We start from the raw sequence: 16,117 nt of genomic DNA, 5'->3' as shown, positions 1-16,117 counted from the left end.
GCGGCCGCACCTTCGATGGCGGGATCAGCGGTTCGGCGATCTCCCACAACCCGTCCGGAACAATCCAACTCCACGCACCCCGCCCCATACCCAGGTCAACGACGCCTCACCACATAGGACACGGTCTAAGACGTCATCTCATTTGGCCTTCATGGGTAGGCTGGGTTCATGGCGGGGATCGTTGAGCGGTTGGTGCCGGACGAGTTGTGGGAGTTGTTTCAGCGCGTGGTGCCTGAGCCTCCGTCGCGGCCTCAGGGTGGCGGGCGGCGCCGGCACGGTGATCGGGAGGTACTGGCCGCGATCGTGTTCGTGGCCACGTCGGGTTGTACCTGGCAGCAGCTGCCCACGTCATCGTTCGGCCCCTCGGGGGCGACAGCCCACCGGCGCTTCTCGGAGTGGAGCAAGGCCCGGGTGTGGGCCAAGCTCCACCGCCTGGTCCTCGACGAACTGGGTGCACGCGGCGAGCTGGACTGGTCCCGGTGCGCGATCGAATCAGTGAACATGCGGGCCGTGAAAAGGTGCCTCTATGGTTTTCATCAAGCCAAAGTAGGTGTGGGGGGCTGGTAGAAGGTGCCGTCGCGGAGCATGGCGAAGAGGACGTCGATGCGGCGTCGGGCCAGGGCGATGAGGGCCGCGACGTGGTGTTTTCCCTCGCGGCGTTTGCGGTCGTAGTAGGCGCGTGACTCCGGCTGGGAGAGCGAGGCAAACGCGGCGAGGTAGAAAGCCCGCTTGAGCTGTTTGTTGCCGCGTTTGGAGGGCTGCTCGCCGCGTATGGATGAGCCTGAACTGCGGGTCACGGGTGCGAGGCCGGCGTAGGCGGCGAGGTGTCCTGCGGTGGCGAAGCCGCTGGCGTCACCAACGTCGATGAGGATGCGGGCAGCGGTCCTGATCCCGATGCCGGGCATTGAGATCAGGACCTGGGAAAGAGGGTGGGCCTCCAGGAGTTCCTCGATTCTCGCGGCGAGGAGTTTTCGCTGGTCAAGCACCGCCTGGAGTGAACTCGCGAGGCTGGGAACGATCAGCGCAGCCGCATCGGTGCCTGGCACCACGACGGTTTGCTCGTCGAGTGCGGTGAAGATGTCCTCGACCAGCCGGTCGGCCATCCGCGGTGCCTTGGGCCGTATCAGAGTGACCAGCCGTCGCCTTCCGGCCTTTCGGATCTGAGCCGGTGAACCGAACTGGCCCAGCAGCCTGAGCACGGCCGGGTGCTGGATCCGCGGGCCCAGCACCCGCTCGAGCGACGGATGGATCTGGGTGAGCAGGCCGCGGAGCCGGTTGGCGATCCGGGTGGACTCGCACGCGAGGTCGTCGTCGAACCCCGCGATCATTGAGAGTTCGGCGACGGTCTCATCAGCGGGATCGATGCTCCGCAAGGTGCGGGGCATGGCTCTGGCCGCGTCGGCAATGACGAAGGCGTCCCCGGCGTCGGTCTTGGCCTCACCAGGGTAGAGATCAGCGATCCGCCGCATCGTCAGCCCGGGCAGATAGGCGGTCCGGCAGCCTGCGTCCCGGGCAACGGCCAGCGGCAGAGCTCCGATGGAAGCCGGCTGATCAACGACCACCAGCACGCTTCCGTGCTTGGCACGAAGCTTGTCGAAGAGCTCTCGCAGCTTTGGTTCGCTGTTGGGAAGCGGCTTGTCGAACACCTTCTTCCCGGCCTGGTTGACGGCCGTAGCGTGGTGTTCGCCTTTCCCGACGTCCAGGCCGAGGTAGACGTCGATGATGGTCTCGTCCGGCATGCCCGTTCTCCCCTGCCCGTGCTCGCCCCGGCCTCACCTGCGGCATCAGCGTGCCGGCATCCACATCTGGGAGTTCTCCGTCCGCCCGGCGGTTCCGGAGTACTGACGCTGGACGCCGGCCGAGCGGACGCCCTTCTTCAGGAACCCGGTGTCGTCCACGATCAGCACCGCCTCCGGATCGCCGAGGTGCTCGATGACGTAGTCCCGCACGTCGTCCAGGACCTCGTCCGCGTTCCAGTCGATCCGGTTCAGCAACCGGTGGATCCGGTCCGGACCGCCGTGCCCGGCCTCCTCCGCGAGCGTCCACCCGTTCTTCCGCTCCAGCGGAGCTATCAGCCCCCGCATATAGGCAAGAGCCGACTCCCTCGGCTCCAACCTGGAGAAACGATGCGCGAACCGCTCCTGCAGGGCCTTCAGCTCACCAGCCCTCGACCGGGCATCAACACGTTCCTCACCCACAACCACACCAACGACCGACCTGCCCAACCGTCACGGAAAAGACCGTTGCAGTACTAAGGATGTGGCTCGCACCTTGGGGGGAGCAACTCGGAAGAGGCAGCAGATCCTTACTCGGCGATCAATGCAACTGCTGCGGCGCTCAGTTCACCGGCGGCGGCAGTACCGAGAAGGCGTGCGGAGGCAGTGTCGAAAGGGCAGGTGGGGACAAGGCAGGGTTGCACAAAGCACCTTCGGGGACAGGGGGGAAGGAGGGAACGAGGCGCGACCATGCGGCGGCGCCGCACCGGCGCGAAGGGGTGGGGGGACGCGGGCAGTCTCAGGCCCGACGCGCCTTTAGGGCGCAACCGGATATCAAGAACGTAGCTACGACCGACAGGCAGGGTCAACCTAACCGGCGCGATTGCCTACATAGACGTAGTTTACGTTACGGTGGGTTCGATCACGGCCGCGGGGACGCTACCCCTTGCGCTGACCAGGCATGTTGCCAGTCGATCCTCAGCGACCAGGGAACACGAGAAAGATCCAGATGTGGGCGTCACCAGACGACAGCTCCTGCAGACGGGCACGGGGACCAGTACGGTCACAGCCCTCGCCGGCTGCGGCGGCCGATGCTCCGAGAGCACCGCGCCTATGGGCGGGCTGAGCGACAGGCCACGCCGCGGCGGCACGTTGAGGTTCGGCGCACCGGGTAAGGCGGCCGCGGTCACCCGTGCCCCGCACGGCACTCAGGCCCACGAGAGCGACTACCTGATCATCAGCCTGAAGCGTGGCACCCTCACGGCTCCCGGGGTGGGCTCGAACATCGTCCCGTGCCTGGTAGCTTCCTGGCAGCCCTCCGGGGATCTGCGGGGCTCGAAGTTCATCCTCGCCGAGGGGGCCGCGTTCCGTGACGGCACCGCCGTCACGGCCGAGGACGTCGTATGGTTTCTCCGAACGCTGTGCCGCACTCCCGCCGGCAGCGCGCGCCTGTCCGACATCCGGCTCGGGTCCGTCAGGGCCGAGGGCGACCGGACCGTCGTCTTGGTCTCCGGCCACCCCAACGCCGACCTGCCCCTGCTCACCCGGCTGACTGCCCTGGTCCTGAAGCGGGACGCCGCGGATGACCGCATCGCGACAGCCACGGTCAGCGGTCCATTCCGGCTCGACTGGTACTGCGATGGCAACGCGCGCCTCGTCCGCAACGACCGCTGGTGTAGGGGCCAGGTACTGCTTGACGCGATCGAGGCGAAGTTCCTCGAAAGTCCACAGAACCTGGCGACCGCCCTGCTGGCCGGTCAGATCGGCCTCCCTTCCACCATGGGTGCCGTCGCCGCCAGTAAGGCCGAGGCCCGCGGGGGCGTGCGGAGCCGTCGGCGTCCCGACGACATGGCGATGCGCATCGTCATACACACCTCCGACGGCCCATTCGCCGACCCTCGGACTCGCGAGGCGCTCTGGCTCGTGGTGGACCGCTACGTCGTGGTCTGGCCGTGCCTCCCCGGCTACGGCATCGTCGCCAACGGCATCCCCGGCACCAGCGATCGCGCCTTCGCCAAGAACATCGCCCAGCGCGGGCTCGACATCGCCAAGGCCGCCCGAATGCTAGCCGAGGCTGCTTTGGGCAGGTCCCGGACCCACCTGCTGTTCATGACGGAGGAGGTGCCCGGACTCGCCGAGTCGGCGGCCCTCTTCGCCGCACAGGCCCGTGAAGCCGGCATGAAGATCGACGTCGTCAGGCAGGAGTTCCGGGCGATCTGGGACGATACCTGGGGCAAGAGCTCGCTGTTCACCACCTGCTGGGGCACCGACGACCCCGTGGTGTTCTTCGCCTCCAAGACGATGCTCTCCGACTCCGCGCAGAACGAGGCGGGCCCACCGTCCGCAGCATCCTGCTCGTCGCCCTGGCCTGGTGCGGCGGCGGGCGCCTCGCCACGGCCGTGGCGGCAACCCTCCTCGGTTTCCCGTATGCCGTACGGGGCGTCGCCGCCGCAACCGCTCCGGTCGCAGCCACAGGGTACGTCGAAGTGGCTGCGGCTGGCGGGAAACACTTAGGGCTTCTCGCCGTGCGCAAGGTTCTACCCAACCTCCGCGCCGCCCTGATCGCCCTGTTCGGACTGCGTTTCGTCGAAGGCCTCTACGTCGGTTCGCGGCGACCTTCCTCCAGCTCGGCCCCCAGCCGCCCGAGGCCGACTGGGCCCTGATGACTCGTGAGAACGCCGCTGGCATCACCCTCAACCCCTGGGCCGTGACGGACTCCTGTCTGTCATTGGACTCTTCGCAGTCAGCATCAACCTCGCCACCGGAGCTCTCGCCTCCGACCAGCCCACCCCGGAGGCACACCCGTGAACCACCCGTCCCCTGCTGCCAAGGTCGTCGGTCTGACCATCTCATTGGGTGACGCGCCTCTGATCACCGACGTCACCCTGACCTTGGTTCCCGGCAGGATCCAGGCCATCACAGGACCTTCCGGATCCGGAAAGAGCACCTTGCTGTCCGCGCTCACCGGCGTACTCCCGCCCGGTGCCCGCGTCGCCTCCGGCACCGTCACCGTACTCGGCGAGGACATCCTCGCCCTCCCGCCCGTCCGTCTACGCCATCTCCACCGCCACCATCTCGCGTTCGTCGGCCAGGACCCGGAGTCCGACGTCAACCCGCACATGCTGGCGGGCCGCATCATCGGAGAGACAGGCACCCGGGGCTCCAATGTCATCGACATGTTCAGCCTTATCCGTCTCCCCCCAGCGGAGCGCCTCGAACGCCGACGGCCCACCGAGCTGTCCGGCGGACAGCAGCGCCGTCTCGCCCTGGGGCGCGCCCTCGCCCGGCACCCGGACATCCTCCTTCTGGACGAGCCCACGGCCGGACTCGATCCGTCTTTGCGCGACGAGATAGCCGATCTGCTGCGGGACCTGGCCGTCCGTGAGAGCGTTGCCATTGCCCTCACCAGTCACGACCCCGCATTCGTGGCCCGCTGCGCCGACGACACCTTCTCTCTCGGCACCGTCCCACCTTCCGCCGGTCCTCTGCCCGAGCGGCCGCGGCTCTTTGCCGTCCCCGCACCCCGCCCGGCCCACCCAACGGGGAGCGGCCTGGCCGTGCGGGGGCTCTGCGTACGTCACGGCACCGGCCCAGCCCGGCGTTCGGTGCTGACCGGTATCGACCTCGATGTGGCACCAGGCACCCTTACCGCGGTGGTCGGCCCGTCCGGCTGCGGGAAGACTACGCTGATCCGCACCCTGGCCGGCCTTCACCCGCCCTTCCACGGCACCCTCACCCTGGACGGAAGGCAGCTGGCCGGGCTCTACCGGCAGCGCAACCGGAACCACTGCCGACGCATCCAACTCGTCCCCGAGAACCCGCTCGGCGCCCTCAATCCCGCCCACACCGTCGGAGCCGCCCTCAGACGTCCCCTGGAGCTCCACTTTCAGTTGGACGGCGACCGGTACGCGGGCCGCGTAGCCGAGCTCCTCAATCTCGTCGGACTGCCACCCGACTGCGGCGACCGCCGCCCAGACGAGCTTTCCGGCGGACAACGTCAGCGTGTCTCCATCGCCCGTGCCCTCGCCGCCGATCCCGCGGTCCTCCTGTGCGACGAGACCACTTATGCTTTGGACGCCAACGTCGCGACCGACATCCTGGAGCTCCTCGCAGCCCTGCGGAGCGAACAGGGCCTCGCGGTCGTCCTCGTCACCCACGACCAAGCCCTGGCATGCGTCGACGCGGACACCGTCCTCGACCTCGCCACAGCTGGCAAACGGTGTGCCTCCACCCTGCGGGAGAGGGAGAGCTGAGGCGCGGGCGGCACAGGAGGCCGTGCTACGTTCCTGGGCTCTTTTCCGCATGGAGGAGCAGGCGCCGCAGCGTCTCCTCATCGTCCTCCGACAGAGCGGACACGAATCGGTTCAGCACCAGCTCACGGCGTGGCTGGCGCTCCAGCTCGCGGCACATCCGCACGGCGGCGAGTCCGGCCGCGTCCTCCACCGGTTCATAGGCGAAACTCCGGCCGACCGGGGTCCGCCTCAGAGTCCCCTGCTCGTACAGCCGGGTCAGTACGGTGCCCGTCGTCGTCCTGGCCAGCTTCTTCTCGAGTCGTTCGTTGACCTGCTGTGAGGTCAACGGTTCACCGACTTCCCACAGCAGCCCTAGTACGTCCGCCACGAGCTCACCGTGCGGACGCCTGCCCGCACGACGCTGCTCCGGCATCTCTCCCCCGTCCTCCGGCACTCTCCGTGGGCACCGTTCGCCTGCCCACCCATCCACCTGCGCGGTGAAGGGTTCCTCTAATGCGCCCTTAACCTTCCCCTAATCTACCGCCTCATGTCGACCGGCACAGCCAAACCTCCCTCACACCGGCGGCAGCAGACGCGCCGACCATGAAGGGGTTATGCCTTGAGCTGCACCCCGTGCTCTTTCCCGTCCCCGGACGCGCGACCCAGCGTTTCGATGAGAAGGTCCTTGAACTCCCTCCGGTAGAGGGAGTTCAAGGACACCCATTCACCTGGGCCAAGATGCTCCGCCCCGGGACGCCGTGCGCAGTCTGATGCGAGCGCTGACCAGGATTCCCCGCCGCTTCCCGACATCGGCCAGATGATCAGAACGCCTCGGTTTCCTCAGCCAGATAGTGAAGGACGTCAGTGGGGCACTTCCGGATGTTAAAGACCGTCCGCTGCCGGGCGGCACACGAACCGTCCTTTAGAAGCTTCCCCAGGGTCCGCGTCACGAAGGCGTACTCTCCTGCCGCGTCCAGCTCCGGCCCGACGAGATTGACCAGCCGCCGCGCGAGTCCGGCCGCCGAGGTCCGGGCCCCCGTAAACGGGTCCAGAGCTTGTCCTTCCAGGCCCTCGCAGGCGGCCAGCCACCGAGCGAGACGCAGCTGCGCCTCGGGCACCTCAATGCACGGAACGCCCTCGCGTTCCCGCCGGAGCGCCTGGGTCACCAGTGCCCGGGTGAGCGCGGCCTGGAGCAGAGCACCGTCCAGACTCGGGGACATGTCAGGAGCGCGGAGTTCCAGAGTGGGCCAGCGGGTACTGGGACGCATGTCCCAATAGACCATTCCTTCGTCGAGCGCCGCGCCCGAGTCGATCAGCGACCGCACCGCTCGGGCATAGCCAGCCGGTGAGGCGAAATGGGGCGGCAACCCCGCGGAAGGCCAGGAGGACCACATGACCGAGCGCCAGCTGGCGTGCCCGGTGTCGCGTCCGTTCCAGATAGGCGAAGAGGCCGACAGCGCGATGAACGTGGGCAGCCAGGGACGGATCCGGTTCGAGACCTGGGTGGCGGTGCCGAGGTCCAGCGAGCCGACATGTACATGTCGGCCGCAACCGATGAGGTTGTCTGTGAGGGCACCGAAGTACGCCTGGCGGGCACGTCGACGCGGCTTGTCCAGATTGAGCCGTATGGGCATCTCGGGATGGAGCACGGGTGAGGCGTTCGCGATCAGCCGGCAACCGCGTTGCCGCGCCGCGGCGGCCAGTGCCCGGCGCGATTCCACAAGGTGCGCACGCAGGTCGTTCAGCTTGCCGCACACCGGGGTAGCGCTCTCCACTTGATAGCTGGTGCCCTCCCCGTGAAGCGTCAGGGCGGCTTCCCTCACGTCATCCAGCAGCTCGGAAGCCTCGGGCACGAGCCGCCAGGTCCGCGCGTCCACGAGAAGGAACTCCTCCTCCACACCCAACGTGAGACCGCTCTGAGCGCCCGCCGCGGCGACGAGCTGATGGGAGCCGCGCACAGGGGGCAGAACAGACGGCGCCCTGGCGGTGACCGTCTGAGTGGGCGGGGGGCTATTCAGCGTTCTCGTGTGCATGTGGAGGTCCGTCGCTCGATCTACTGACAGAAAGGTACTTTTCACGACAGGCTGGCAGCTGGGCGGCAGCCGGCGGAGATTCCCTCGACCTGACAACACCCTGCAGTGCGGAAACGCCGAGCTCTCCCCTCAATGCTCGGTTCCAGCACTCCCCCGGTCGCCCCCCGATTGGCGGACCGGCCGGGGGATATCGGGCAACCCTGTTCCGCGCCTCTCACGCCTCTCGTGTCCCCAGCGCGGCTCGCATTCACCGTGCCTGCGGCGATCCCTTATCTCTTCCCGTCATACCTTCGAAAACGCGAGTCCACCCCCTCGGTTGCGTCCGTGGAAGTGGAGTACGGGTTCTACCTGTTCCGGGGGTTTGTGCCGGGGTTCGGGTGGGCGCCCGCATAGACGAACGGCCACCGGTTGATCTTCGAGATGTCTAGTCACGAAGGAGATCAGCACGATGACCGCACCCGACAATCTGCCCCTTCACGCGCTCGTGGGGGACCACCTCGCGGCGGCGAGTCCAGACCTGCTCCGGGCGATGATCAAAACGTTCGGTCCGGCCATTAGCCGCTCGACCGTGCAGCGGGCTACGACGACGCCTTTGCGCCGACGCGCGCGGGTGATCAGGCGAGCGCCATAGGTGCCGCGCGACTCCGCGTGGATCTCTCCGATCAGCGGCATGAACTGCTCGTCGCGAAGCCGGCGGGCCAACTTCGGCCGCTTCTTGCGGGCGAAGTACGTCGACGGCGACAGCTCGCGAACCCGGCAGACGGGATCGACCCCGAGACCCTTCTGGCGCAGGTGGTCTATCAACTGCTCGGCCTCGTCCAGGGACGGTCGATCTCCTGGGCAAAAGACACCGACGCGGCCTAGAGGATCTCGTTCGCCCGCCTCAACTCGGCATTCTCTCTGCGAAGTTGCCTGAGTTCGTCCTGCTCGGCGGAGGTCAGCCGGCGTCGCGTTCGCCCCGCTCGGCCTCGGCCTGGCGGACCCAGCCGCGCAGGGCCTCCTTGTGGATGCCGAGGTCCTTCGCAACATGCGTGATCGGCGGCCGGTGCTGCGAACCTCACGGATCCCTCGCTCGCGAACTTCGTCCGGGAACGTACGTGGTGCAGGCATGGTGATCATGGATCTCCCTAATCAGGATCGTAACCCTGGCATCAGGGACTCCACGAAGCGCAGTGCAGCTCACACTCTCCCAGGTGACGATCAGCATCGTCACCCACACCACGACTTTGAATTAGCCCTGAACTTCGCCCTACTCCGCCCCGCCGCACACTCTCCTCACCCCGTGCCCGTCGCGCCGAGCGATCCCGAAATGTTGATCAGAGCCGACAACTTTCCCCGCCCGCGGCTACTTCAGCTCACCACCGTTGCCACTTCGATTGCCCACTGGCGGCCACTTCGTGCACGCAGCGTGAGGTCATCATCGGCCGATGCTCGCCGCACCATGATAGGCCCGGCCGCCTCGGTGCCGCTGGAGACGGCCTTGTGAGCGGGGCCTGGCACAGGCGCAGAAACCCTCCTCTTCCCATCCGTTCACCTTGAAGATACTCCAAGGCATAGGAGCCCAGTAAGAGCCCTCTAAGGGTGGAGGGCGCCAATCTGTGATGGTCCGGCGAGACCCCTTCTTCCTATCTAGGAGCACCGTGTCCACTCCCGTAAGCGCAACCTACGTATGGGCCCCTCGTGATCCCTCGACTGTCCCCACGAGTTCAATTCCCGAGACGTTGAAGATTGCTCTGGGGGAGCCACAGTGGATGCCGATTTTTCACGACTACGTCAAGTATGGATTTTCCAGCTCAACCAATTATGTCGAGACTCTAAAGTATCTGATAAGCAGGCGCACAGAATACAAGAAAGCAGATTCCAAGGGGAACCGCCTGACGCGCACCTCCGCCCAGAAGAGGCTGATCGAGGATTACGAGGAAGCTCACGAAAGCCTAGACAAGGTATGGCTGAGCTTCCGCAAGGCAATCGAGAATATTCGCAAGATCGGAGGCGGTGCGACTGGAGCCACCAGTGCCTTCCTGTCGGCTGAGTCCGGGCAAAAAGTCGGCGCCCGCGAAATGGCGAAAAACTCCATCTCAGTCCTGGATGCCTTCAAGGGAGACATCGTCTCACTAACGGGGCTCATATTGGCATTTCAGGATGTAGCCAAAGACGATTCTAAGATCAAAATTCCAAAGTTCACGGACGAGAAGAATTGGCTCGCCAGTGCGCTCGTGAAATTTAACGAGATCAAGTCCGATCTTGAGGAAGTCGCGTCCACCGGAACGAATTCATCTGATTCGGAAAAGAAGTACTCTGCGATAGCCGAGCGCATCGTTCACGCGATGGATGTCTACGGAAAGCTCAAGAGCAAGGTTCTAAAGGATCTCCTTGCGGCCCTTCAGAAAGATGCCGATCACTTCTACAAGAAGGCGTTTGCGAACAATCACCCCGGGCTGAGTAAGGTGCTCGTGGCGCTGAGTACTCTCGGCACTGCTTCTGCAGGTATGGCCTTGGTTACTTCCATTGTTCCACCTCTCGCCATCGGATTCGGAGTCCTAGGGGCGGCTGCTGGAATCACGAGCACACTGATCTCGCATTTCACTGCCAAGCTGGACTCAAACAAGTTCGGCATCACCGGTGTAGGCAAGAAGACAGAAAGCGACGCGGCAAACAAGACAATCATGGTGCTCCAAGGTGCCAAGACGGCCCTCGGCCAGCTCGATACTGCCGGCGTTCTGACCAATAAAGTCGGACCAATGCTCAACACCCCCGTTGTCACTGAAACAGGCGGCGCGGTGGCGAATTTCGGAGAACTCATCGGTCCGGCGGTGAGCGGCGTGGGTGCACCCCTGAAGGCGATTGCTCATGCCAAGCAGATGTACGACCTGCAGCCCCGTAAAGAAAAGGATCGGGACAACGGGCAGCAACTCCGTAATTTTGCCGAAGAAACGGTCGAGTTGAATTCCACTTCGATCTCTACGAGCGGCATCGATAGAAACCTAGCGATCTATCTCGCCCAAGCGCGGGATGGTTACACGGCAGATACTCCCATCAAATTCACCGCCCGCATCAACGTGCTGGCTCCACAATTCTGCACTGTCGTAAAATATTGGGTACAGAAAGATTTCGTTCTCTTCATAAGCTCGAACGTCGGGCTCTCCGGGCTCGACGCCCCGGATAAAGCGGCACGTACTGCGAATGTCCTTTGGCGACTGAACACGGGTACGGGTAACGTCGCAATTGTTCGAATCGAAGACGCACAAGACGAAAAATCCTTGAATGCGCTGGGGGAATCCCTAACTCCAATATCAGGCCCCAGGTATCATTCACTTAAAGAAAAGCAGAATGAATTCGAAGCTTTTGTGGTTGGATTCAAGGGCTCGAGCTCTTGGCGGGAATTCGTGATGGCTGGTTGTCGCTCAGGACTGATCGTCCTTGACGTAAACGGTATCGCGACGGTGACTGACGTTCCTCTGAGCTCTGAAAGTAGTCAGTATACTGCTCTGTCAGTGGCTCGGTGGAACTACTTCCAGCAGCAAATTTTCAGTAGGTATCGGCAGCTACTGGAGGAAGTCAACCCCGCTTTTGATGCGCTCATAAAGACCGAATATGAAGGCTCCGTACACGAGAGTCTGACAGAGTTGATGGAAAACGTAAAGCTCTTCGAATGGCAGAATGGATTCGGGTATGTGCTCCTTTTGGAAGAGCCGACCATCGACGATCCCTCATATGCCAAGTGGAAGGAGCTGAGTCTGAAATCCGCCTACTTCAATGCCATGCACGGCATGATTGATTCCACCGGAAAGTGGAACCTCGAAGCATAGCTACCGGCCTGACGGGCAGTAGCGGCTTCTCGGACGACGAGTACAATAGGGCCCTTGATGCCTTCGACTGACTGAGCGTTTTCAGTCTGGACTTGACCCGAGGACCTTCTGGGGGCCTGACTTGCAGAGACGCTGAAGGTGTGTCACCCGATCGGTGGGCGCGCTGAAAGGGCTCACTGAGCTTGTTCAGATTGGCCACTGATCGGGTGATGTCGGGGTGGCGTAACGGGCGAGGCCCTCGGGTTGTTGAGCGGGATGTCTGACGTCCGCTGCTCTTCAACTCGGTGGCCTCGTTGGTTCCGTATCCTGCCGTGCTTGAGTGGTCGTTAAGTTCGACTTCTGTTCGTTCGTGATCGCTCGATCGTGGCATTGATCGCGGTTCGGGCTGGTCGATGGGCATGTCCATGTTGAGATGCGGGGCGTGATGAGAGAGCCGTATCTCAGCGATTTGTCGGATGGGTAGTGGGCGTTGATCGAGCCGATGATCACGGCCTGGAAGCAGGGCCGGGTGGCGCGGTCGGCGACCGGAGATCCCGGGTCCTGCGAGTTGAGGGAGGTCGTGAGTGTGATCCTCTATTGATCCGAAGCGGTGTGGGTTTCTGGGTCGAAAGACCGACGCGAAGGACGCGTACGTCATCGCCGATCAGGCTCGAATGCGCCGCGACCTGCAAACTCTCCAGGAGCCCAGCGAGATCGCGGTCGACGTGAAGATCCTCACCGCCCGCCGCCTCGACCTGTCGGCGGACCGCACCCGCCGATCAACCGGCTTCGCGCGCAGATGCTGGAGTACTTCCCCGCACTCGAGCGGGCCTTCGACTACAGCACCTCCAAGGCCGCCCTGGTGCTGCTGACGGGCTACCAGGCCCCGGCCGCCCTGCGCCGGATCGGCCGGGCCCGTGTCGCGGCCTGGCTGAAGAACCGCAAGGTCTACAGTCCCGCGAAGATCGCGAAGATCGCGGATATCGCCGTGTCCGCAGCTGAGGCCCAACTCACCAGCGTCCTCGGGGAGAAGACCGCAGCCAAGATGGTCCACACCCTGGCGAAGGAGGTGATGGCCCTCGACGAGGAGATCGCCCAGATCAGCGCCCAGATCGAGGAACGGTTTCGCGAGCACCCCGCCGTAGAAGTGATCACCAGCCTGCCCGGCATCGGCGACATGCTCGGAGCCGAGTTCATCGCCGCCACCGGCGGCGACATGAGCACCTTCGGAAGCGCCGACCGACTTGCCGGCGTTGCCGGACTCGCACCGGTGCCACGCGATTCCGGGAAGGTCAGCGGCAACTTGCGAAGACCTTGCCGTTACAGCCGACGGCTCCTGCGAATATGTTACATGTCCGCCCAGGTCGCCGCACGTTTCCGCCCCGAGTCCAAGACCTTCTACTCGCGCAAACGCGCCGAGGGGAAGTCTCACAAGCAGGCCGTCGTGGCCTTGGCCAGGCGCCGCCTCAACGTGCTCTGGGCCCTCATACGTGACCACAAAGCCTTCGAGCTCAGCACGTCGCGTTCCGCTGTCGCAGCGGCATGAACCCGTCACGAGGCGTCACCACTCCGGCTTGACAACATGATTGGGAATCCCTGCTGTTCTTCACACCAGCCAGCTCCGCTGACCGGTGTCCGCCCAGGCCCGGGGAGGTATCTGGCCGCCAGCGGGAAAGCTCAAGGCCACAAAGTGCTAGATAAACGGCCGCCTACTGGGAGTATCCACTGGCCGCCGTCAATCCTCCGCCCGAACAACCCGGCCGCCTGCCTCCGCACCGTCTCCCGGCGACGGCGTCCCGCGGCGGTCAGTCCGCCCCCATCCGCATACCTCACACACCACGGAATACAGGCAGTACCCCAGCCCCGTCAGACACTCCGCGAAGAATCACCCTGGCGAGCCGAGGTCAGTATCTGTGCGGCGGGCCGCATACCGAATTATTCTAGTTTTGATCACTGTTTAGAGCCTCAGGCCAGTTGCTTGAATTCGAAACAAACCGACGGTTCCGCACCGATGGACCGAGCACCCCGATTACGACATGACGCAGTCGGCGGGACGTGCGCCGTAGCGCGACGCTCCGTACGCTGCTGAACTGAGGAAACGTTACTCGACGGGGTGTCCAGGTCCGGCATGATTGGTCCCAAGCATTCGAAGGGAAGAGCCGCGAAATGACACAACCCATCGAAGACTACGCACTCATCGGCGATCTTATGACTAGCGGACTCGTCGGCCGTGACGGGTCCGTCGACTGGCTGTGCCTGCCACGCTTCGACTCGGCGGCCTGTTTTGCGAAAATCCTCGGCGACGAGGAAAACGGCCACTGGCTCATTGCCCCCCTCGACGCGCCGCACGGCGCCTTGTGCTCCCGCCGCGCCTATATCGAGGATACCCTCGTCCTGGAGTCCTTCTGGGATACGGAGACCGGCACCGTTAAGGTTACCGACTTCATGCCGCAGCGCGACACGACTCCTGACCTCGTCCGAATCGTCGAAGGGGTTTCCGGCTGCGTTCGGATGAGAAGCACCATGCGGCAGCGCTTCGACTACGGCCATGTTGTGCCATGGGTTCGCCGGGTGGACGAGGACCGCGTCGCCGCAGCCGGGCCCGACTCCGCCTGGCTGCGCACTGTCCCGCCCGTGCGCACCTGGGGCGAGAAGAACAGCACATGCTCCGAATTCTCCGTTACCGCAGAGCAGCGCGTCGCCTTCATCTTCACCTGGCATCCCTCCCACGAGCCGCGCCCCGATCCCCGTGAACCCTTCGAAGCCCTGGAGCAGAGCGTCGCAGACTGGCGCGAGTGGACCTCTCGGTGTACCTACGAAGGCCCCTACCGGGATGTCGTAGTCCGCTCCCTCATCACCCTCAAAGCGCTCACCTACGCCCCCACCGGGGGCATTGTCGCCGCGGCCACCACCTCGCTGCCCGAGGAACTCGGCGGGGTCCGCAACTGGGACTACCGCTACTGCTGGCTGCGTGACTCCACTCTGACCCTCGGCTCACTGCTGGGCACCGGCTTCGCCGACGAGGCGCTTGCCTGGCGCGCCTGGCTGCTGCGTGCGGTCGCCGGCGATCCCGCCGACCTCCAGATCATGTATGGCATTGGCGGGGAGCGGCGCATCCCCGAGACCCACCTGCCCTGGCTGCGCGGCTATGCCTCCTCCGCACCCGTCCGAGTGGGCAACGCCGCCGTCAACCAGCTCCAGCTCGACGTGTACGGAGAGGTGCTCGACTCCCTCTACCTGGCGCAGGCCTCCGGTATCCCGGCCGAGGAGCATGCCTGGCGGATCCAGCTCGCCTTGCTGGACTTCCTGGAGCGAAACTGGCAGCGCCCCGACGAGGGGTTGTGGGAGGTCCGCGGACCGCGCCGCCACTTTGTGCACTCAAAGGTGATGGCGTGGGTCGCCGCCGACCGGGTCGTGCGCACCCTTGAGGCCGACCCGTCAATGCCCGGTGCTGAGGACGTGGAGCGCTGGCGCATCATGCGCGACGAGGTCCACCGCGACGTGTGCAAGAACGGCTACGACGCCGAGCGGGGCACCTTCACCCAGTACTACGGCTCTGCCGCACTCGACGCGTCGACCCTTCTCATCCCACAGGTCGGCTTCCTGCCCCCCGATGACCCGCGGGTCATCGGCACCGTCGACGCCGTCCGCGCAGACCTGGGCCGCAGCGGCCTGGTCCGCCGATACACCACCGAGGGCCCCTCTGTAGACGGTCTCCCCGGAGACGAGGGCGCCTTCCTGGCCTGCTCCTTCTGGCTGGCCGATGCCCTGTGCCTGATCGGCCGCACCAAGGAGGCCCGCGACCTCTTTGAGCGGTTGCTCCTCATCTGCAACGACCTTGGACTGCTCGCGGAGGAGTACGACCCCATCGCCGCCCGCCAGCTCGGTAACTTTCCGCAGGCGTTCAGCCACGTCGGTCTAGTCAACACCGCCCTCACCCTAGCCCGCGCCGAGCATGAGGAGCCGTAGCGCAGCGGGACGGGGGTTGCCCGAGCGAAGCCGGGCGGCGGTCCCCCGCCACACCCGATGGGTGAGCGGCAGTCCTGCCTCTCCCCCATTACATTGCGGCGATGTTCGACCCCCATGGCGGCGCCCTCCCAGTACCACCGGGTCGTGCCCACCCCGTCCGGGGCTGCAAAGAGAACGGCTCTGGCCCCTAGTACTCCAGCCGGACTTTGATGTTTTGCCTGGTCAACGGCTTGGGTGTGGGGAGTGTAGCGGGGTGGTGCTGGGTGCGGGACGGGTTCGCGAGGGCCGTCCCGCGAACGAGTGCCCGCGCCGTGTGTAATGACATCGGGCTGGACAGCCAATCGGTGTGATGGACGACGTACCCGCCAACGAGTGGGAAC

9 protein-coding genes and 6 pseudogenes are annotated in these 16,117 nt (G+C 64.9%); 8 read left to right on the top strand and 7 right to left on the bottom strand.

Features of this window, described 5'->3' with window-relative positions; genetic code table 11:
- Nucleotides 1–88: pseudogene (locus ACZ50K_RS36780) on the bottom strand (IS5/IS1182 family transposase); the annotation flags it as partial.
- A gap of 80 nt (nt 89–168) precedes the next feature.
- Here ACZ50K_RS36780 and ACZ50K_RS36775 point away from each other — a divergent pair.
- Nucleotides 169–531 (top strand): annotated as a pseudogene (locus ACZ50K_RS36775) (transposase); the annotation flags it as partial.
- Between the two features lie 5 nt (nt 532–536).
- On the opposite strand, the gene ACZ50K_RS36770 reads toward ACZ50K_RS36775, so the two are convergent.
- Nucleotides 537–1,739 (bottom strand): IS110 family RNA-guided transposase, encoded by a 1,203-nt coding sequence (locus tag ACZ50K_RS36770; RefSeq protein WP_468911641.1) that lies wholly within the window; start codon nt 1,737–1,739, stop codon nt 537–539.
- 63 nt (nt 1,740–1,802) lie between these two features.
- Nucleotides 1,803–2,198, bottom strand: a pseudogene (locus ACZ50K_RS36765) (IS701 family transposase); the annotation flags it as partial.
- 630 nt (nt 2,199–2,828) lie between these two features.
- Between ACZ50K_RS36765 and ACZ50K_RS36760 the strand changes: the two are divergent.
- Nucleotides 2,829–4,229, top strand: a complete 1,401-nt coding sequence (locus ACZ50K_RS36760; protein ID WP_468911638.1) for an ABC transporter substrate-binding protein — start codon at nt 2,829–2,831, stop codon at nt 4,227–4,229.
- Between the two features lie 290 nt (nt 4,230–4,519).
- Nucleotides 4,520–5,968: an ABC transporter ATP-binding protein gene (locus ACZ50K_RS36755; RefSeq protein ID WP_468911635.1), complete on the top strand. Its 1,449-nt coding sequence runs from the start codon at nt 4,520–4,522 to the stop codon at nt 5,966–5,968.
- A gap of 25 nt (nt 5,969–5,993) precedes the next feature.
- Here ACZ50K_RS36755 and ACZ50K_RS36750 read toward each other — a convergent pair whose 3' ends face one another.
- From ACZ50K_RS36750 to ACZ50K_RS36740, 3 genes and pseudogenes are all read right to left on the bottom strand, one after another.
- Complete coding sequence (locus ACZ50K_RS36750) at nt 5,994–6,380, bottom strand: BlaI/MecI/CopY family transcriptional regulator (protein ID WP_468911632.1); 387 nt, start codon at nt 6,378–6,380, stop codon at nt 5,994–5,996.
- 388 nt (nt 6,381–6,768) lie between these two features.
- Nucleotides 6,769–7,980: a carboxylate-amine ligase gene (locus ACZ50K_RS36745; protein ID WP_468911629.1), complete on the bottom strand. Its 1,212-nt coding sequence runs from the start codon at nt 7,978–7,980 to the stop codon at nt 6,769–6,771.
- Nucleotides 7,981–8,592: 612 nt separating this feature from the next.
- Nucleotides 8,593–8,652 (bottom strand): annotated as a pseudogene (locus tag ACZ50K_RS36740) (hypothetical protein); the annotation flags it as partial.
- Here ACZ50K_RS36740 and ACZ50K_RS36735 point away from each other — a divergent pair.
- Entirely contained in the window at nt 8,629–8,844 is a 216-nt protein-coding gene (locus ACZ50K_RS36735; protein WP_468911646.1) for a hypothetical protein, read from the top strand. The pseudogene ACZ50K_RS36740 and the gene ACZ50K_RS36735 sit on opposite strands and share 24 nt — an antisense overlap.
- Before the next feature lie 73 nt (nt 8,845–8,917).
- Here the strand turns inward: ACZ50K_RS36735 and ACZ50K_RS36730 are convergent, their stop codons facing one another.
- Entirely contained in the window at nt 8,918–8,974 is a 57-nt protein-coding gene (locus tag ACZ50K_RS36730; RefSeq protein WP_468911644.1) for a hypothetical protein, read from the bottom strand.
- Between the two features lie 727 nt (nt 8,975–9,701).
- Between ACZ50K_RS36730 and ACZ50K_RS36725 the strand changes: the two genes are divergently transcribed.
- The 4 genes and pseudogenes from ACZ50K_RS36725 (at nt 9,702) to ACZ50K_RS36710 (ending at nt 15,737) form a co-directional block, all read left to right on the top strand.
- A complete protein-coding gene (locus tag ACZ50K_RS36725) occupies nt 9,702–11,789 on the top strand; it encodes a hypothetical protein (protein ID WP_468911627.1) in 2,088 nt (695 codons plus the stop codon).
- A gap of 469 nt (nt 11,790–12,258) precedes the next feature.
- Nucleotides 12,259–12,366 (top strand): annotated as a pseudogene (locus tag ACZ50K_RS36720) (IS5/IS1182 family transposase); the annotation flags it as partial.
- A gap of 31 nt (nt 12,367–12,397) precedes the next feature.
- Nucleotides 12,398–13,314: pseudogene (locus tag ACZ50K_RS36715) on the top strand (IS110 family RNA-guided transposase); the annotation flags it as partial.
- A 620-nt stretch (nt 13,315–13,934) separates the two neighbouring features.
- Complete coding sequence (locus tag ACZ50K_RS36710; RefSeq protein ID WP_468911624.1) at nt 13,935–15,737, top strand: glycoside hydrolase family 15 protein; 1,803 nt, start codon at nt 13,935–13,937, stop codon at nt 15,735–15,737.
- The last annotated feature ends 380 nt before the right edge of the window (nt 15,738–16,117 follow it).

The organism is Streptomyces sp. NPDC033845 (genome assembly GCF_055576225.1).
Note: the sequence above shows the minus strand (reverse complement) of the source record. Positions and strands in the feature narration are given on the sequence as shown.

Bases quoted from the DNA above. Each gene is read 5' to 3' on its own strand.
- ACZ50K_RS36760 (WP_468911638.1), top strand. From the start codon at position 2,829: ATGGGCGGGCTGAGCGACAGGCCACGCCGCGGCGGCACGTTGAGGTTC.
- ACZ50K_RS36770 (WP_468911641.1), bottom strand. From the start codon at position 1,739: ATGCCGGACGAGACCATCATCGACGTCTACCTCGGCCTGGACGTCGGG.
- ACZ50K_RS36745 (WP_468911629.1), bottom strand. From the start codon at position 7,980: ATGCACACGAGAACGCTGAATAGCCCCCCGCCCACTCAGACGGTCACC.
- ACZ50K_RS36710 (WP_468911624.1), top strand. From the start codon at position 13,935: ATGACACAACCCATCGAAGACTACGCACTCATCGGCGATCTTATGACT.
- ACZ50K_RS36750 (WP_468911632.1), bottom strand. From the start codon at position 6,380: ATGCCGGAGCAGCGTCGTGCGGGCAGGCGTCCGCACGGTGAGCTCGTG.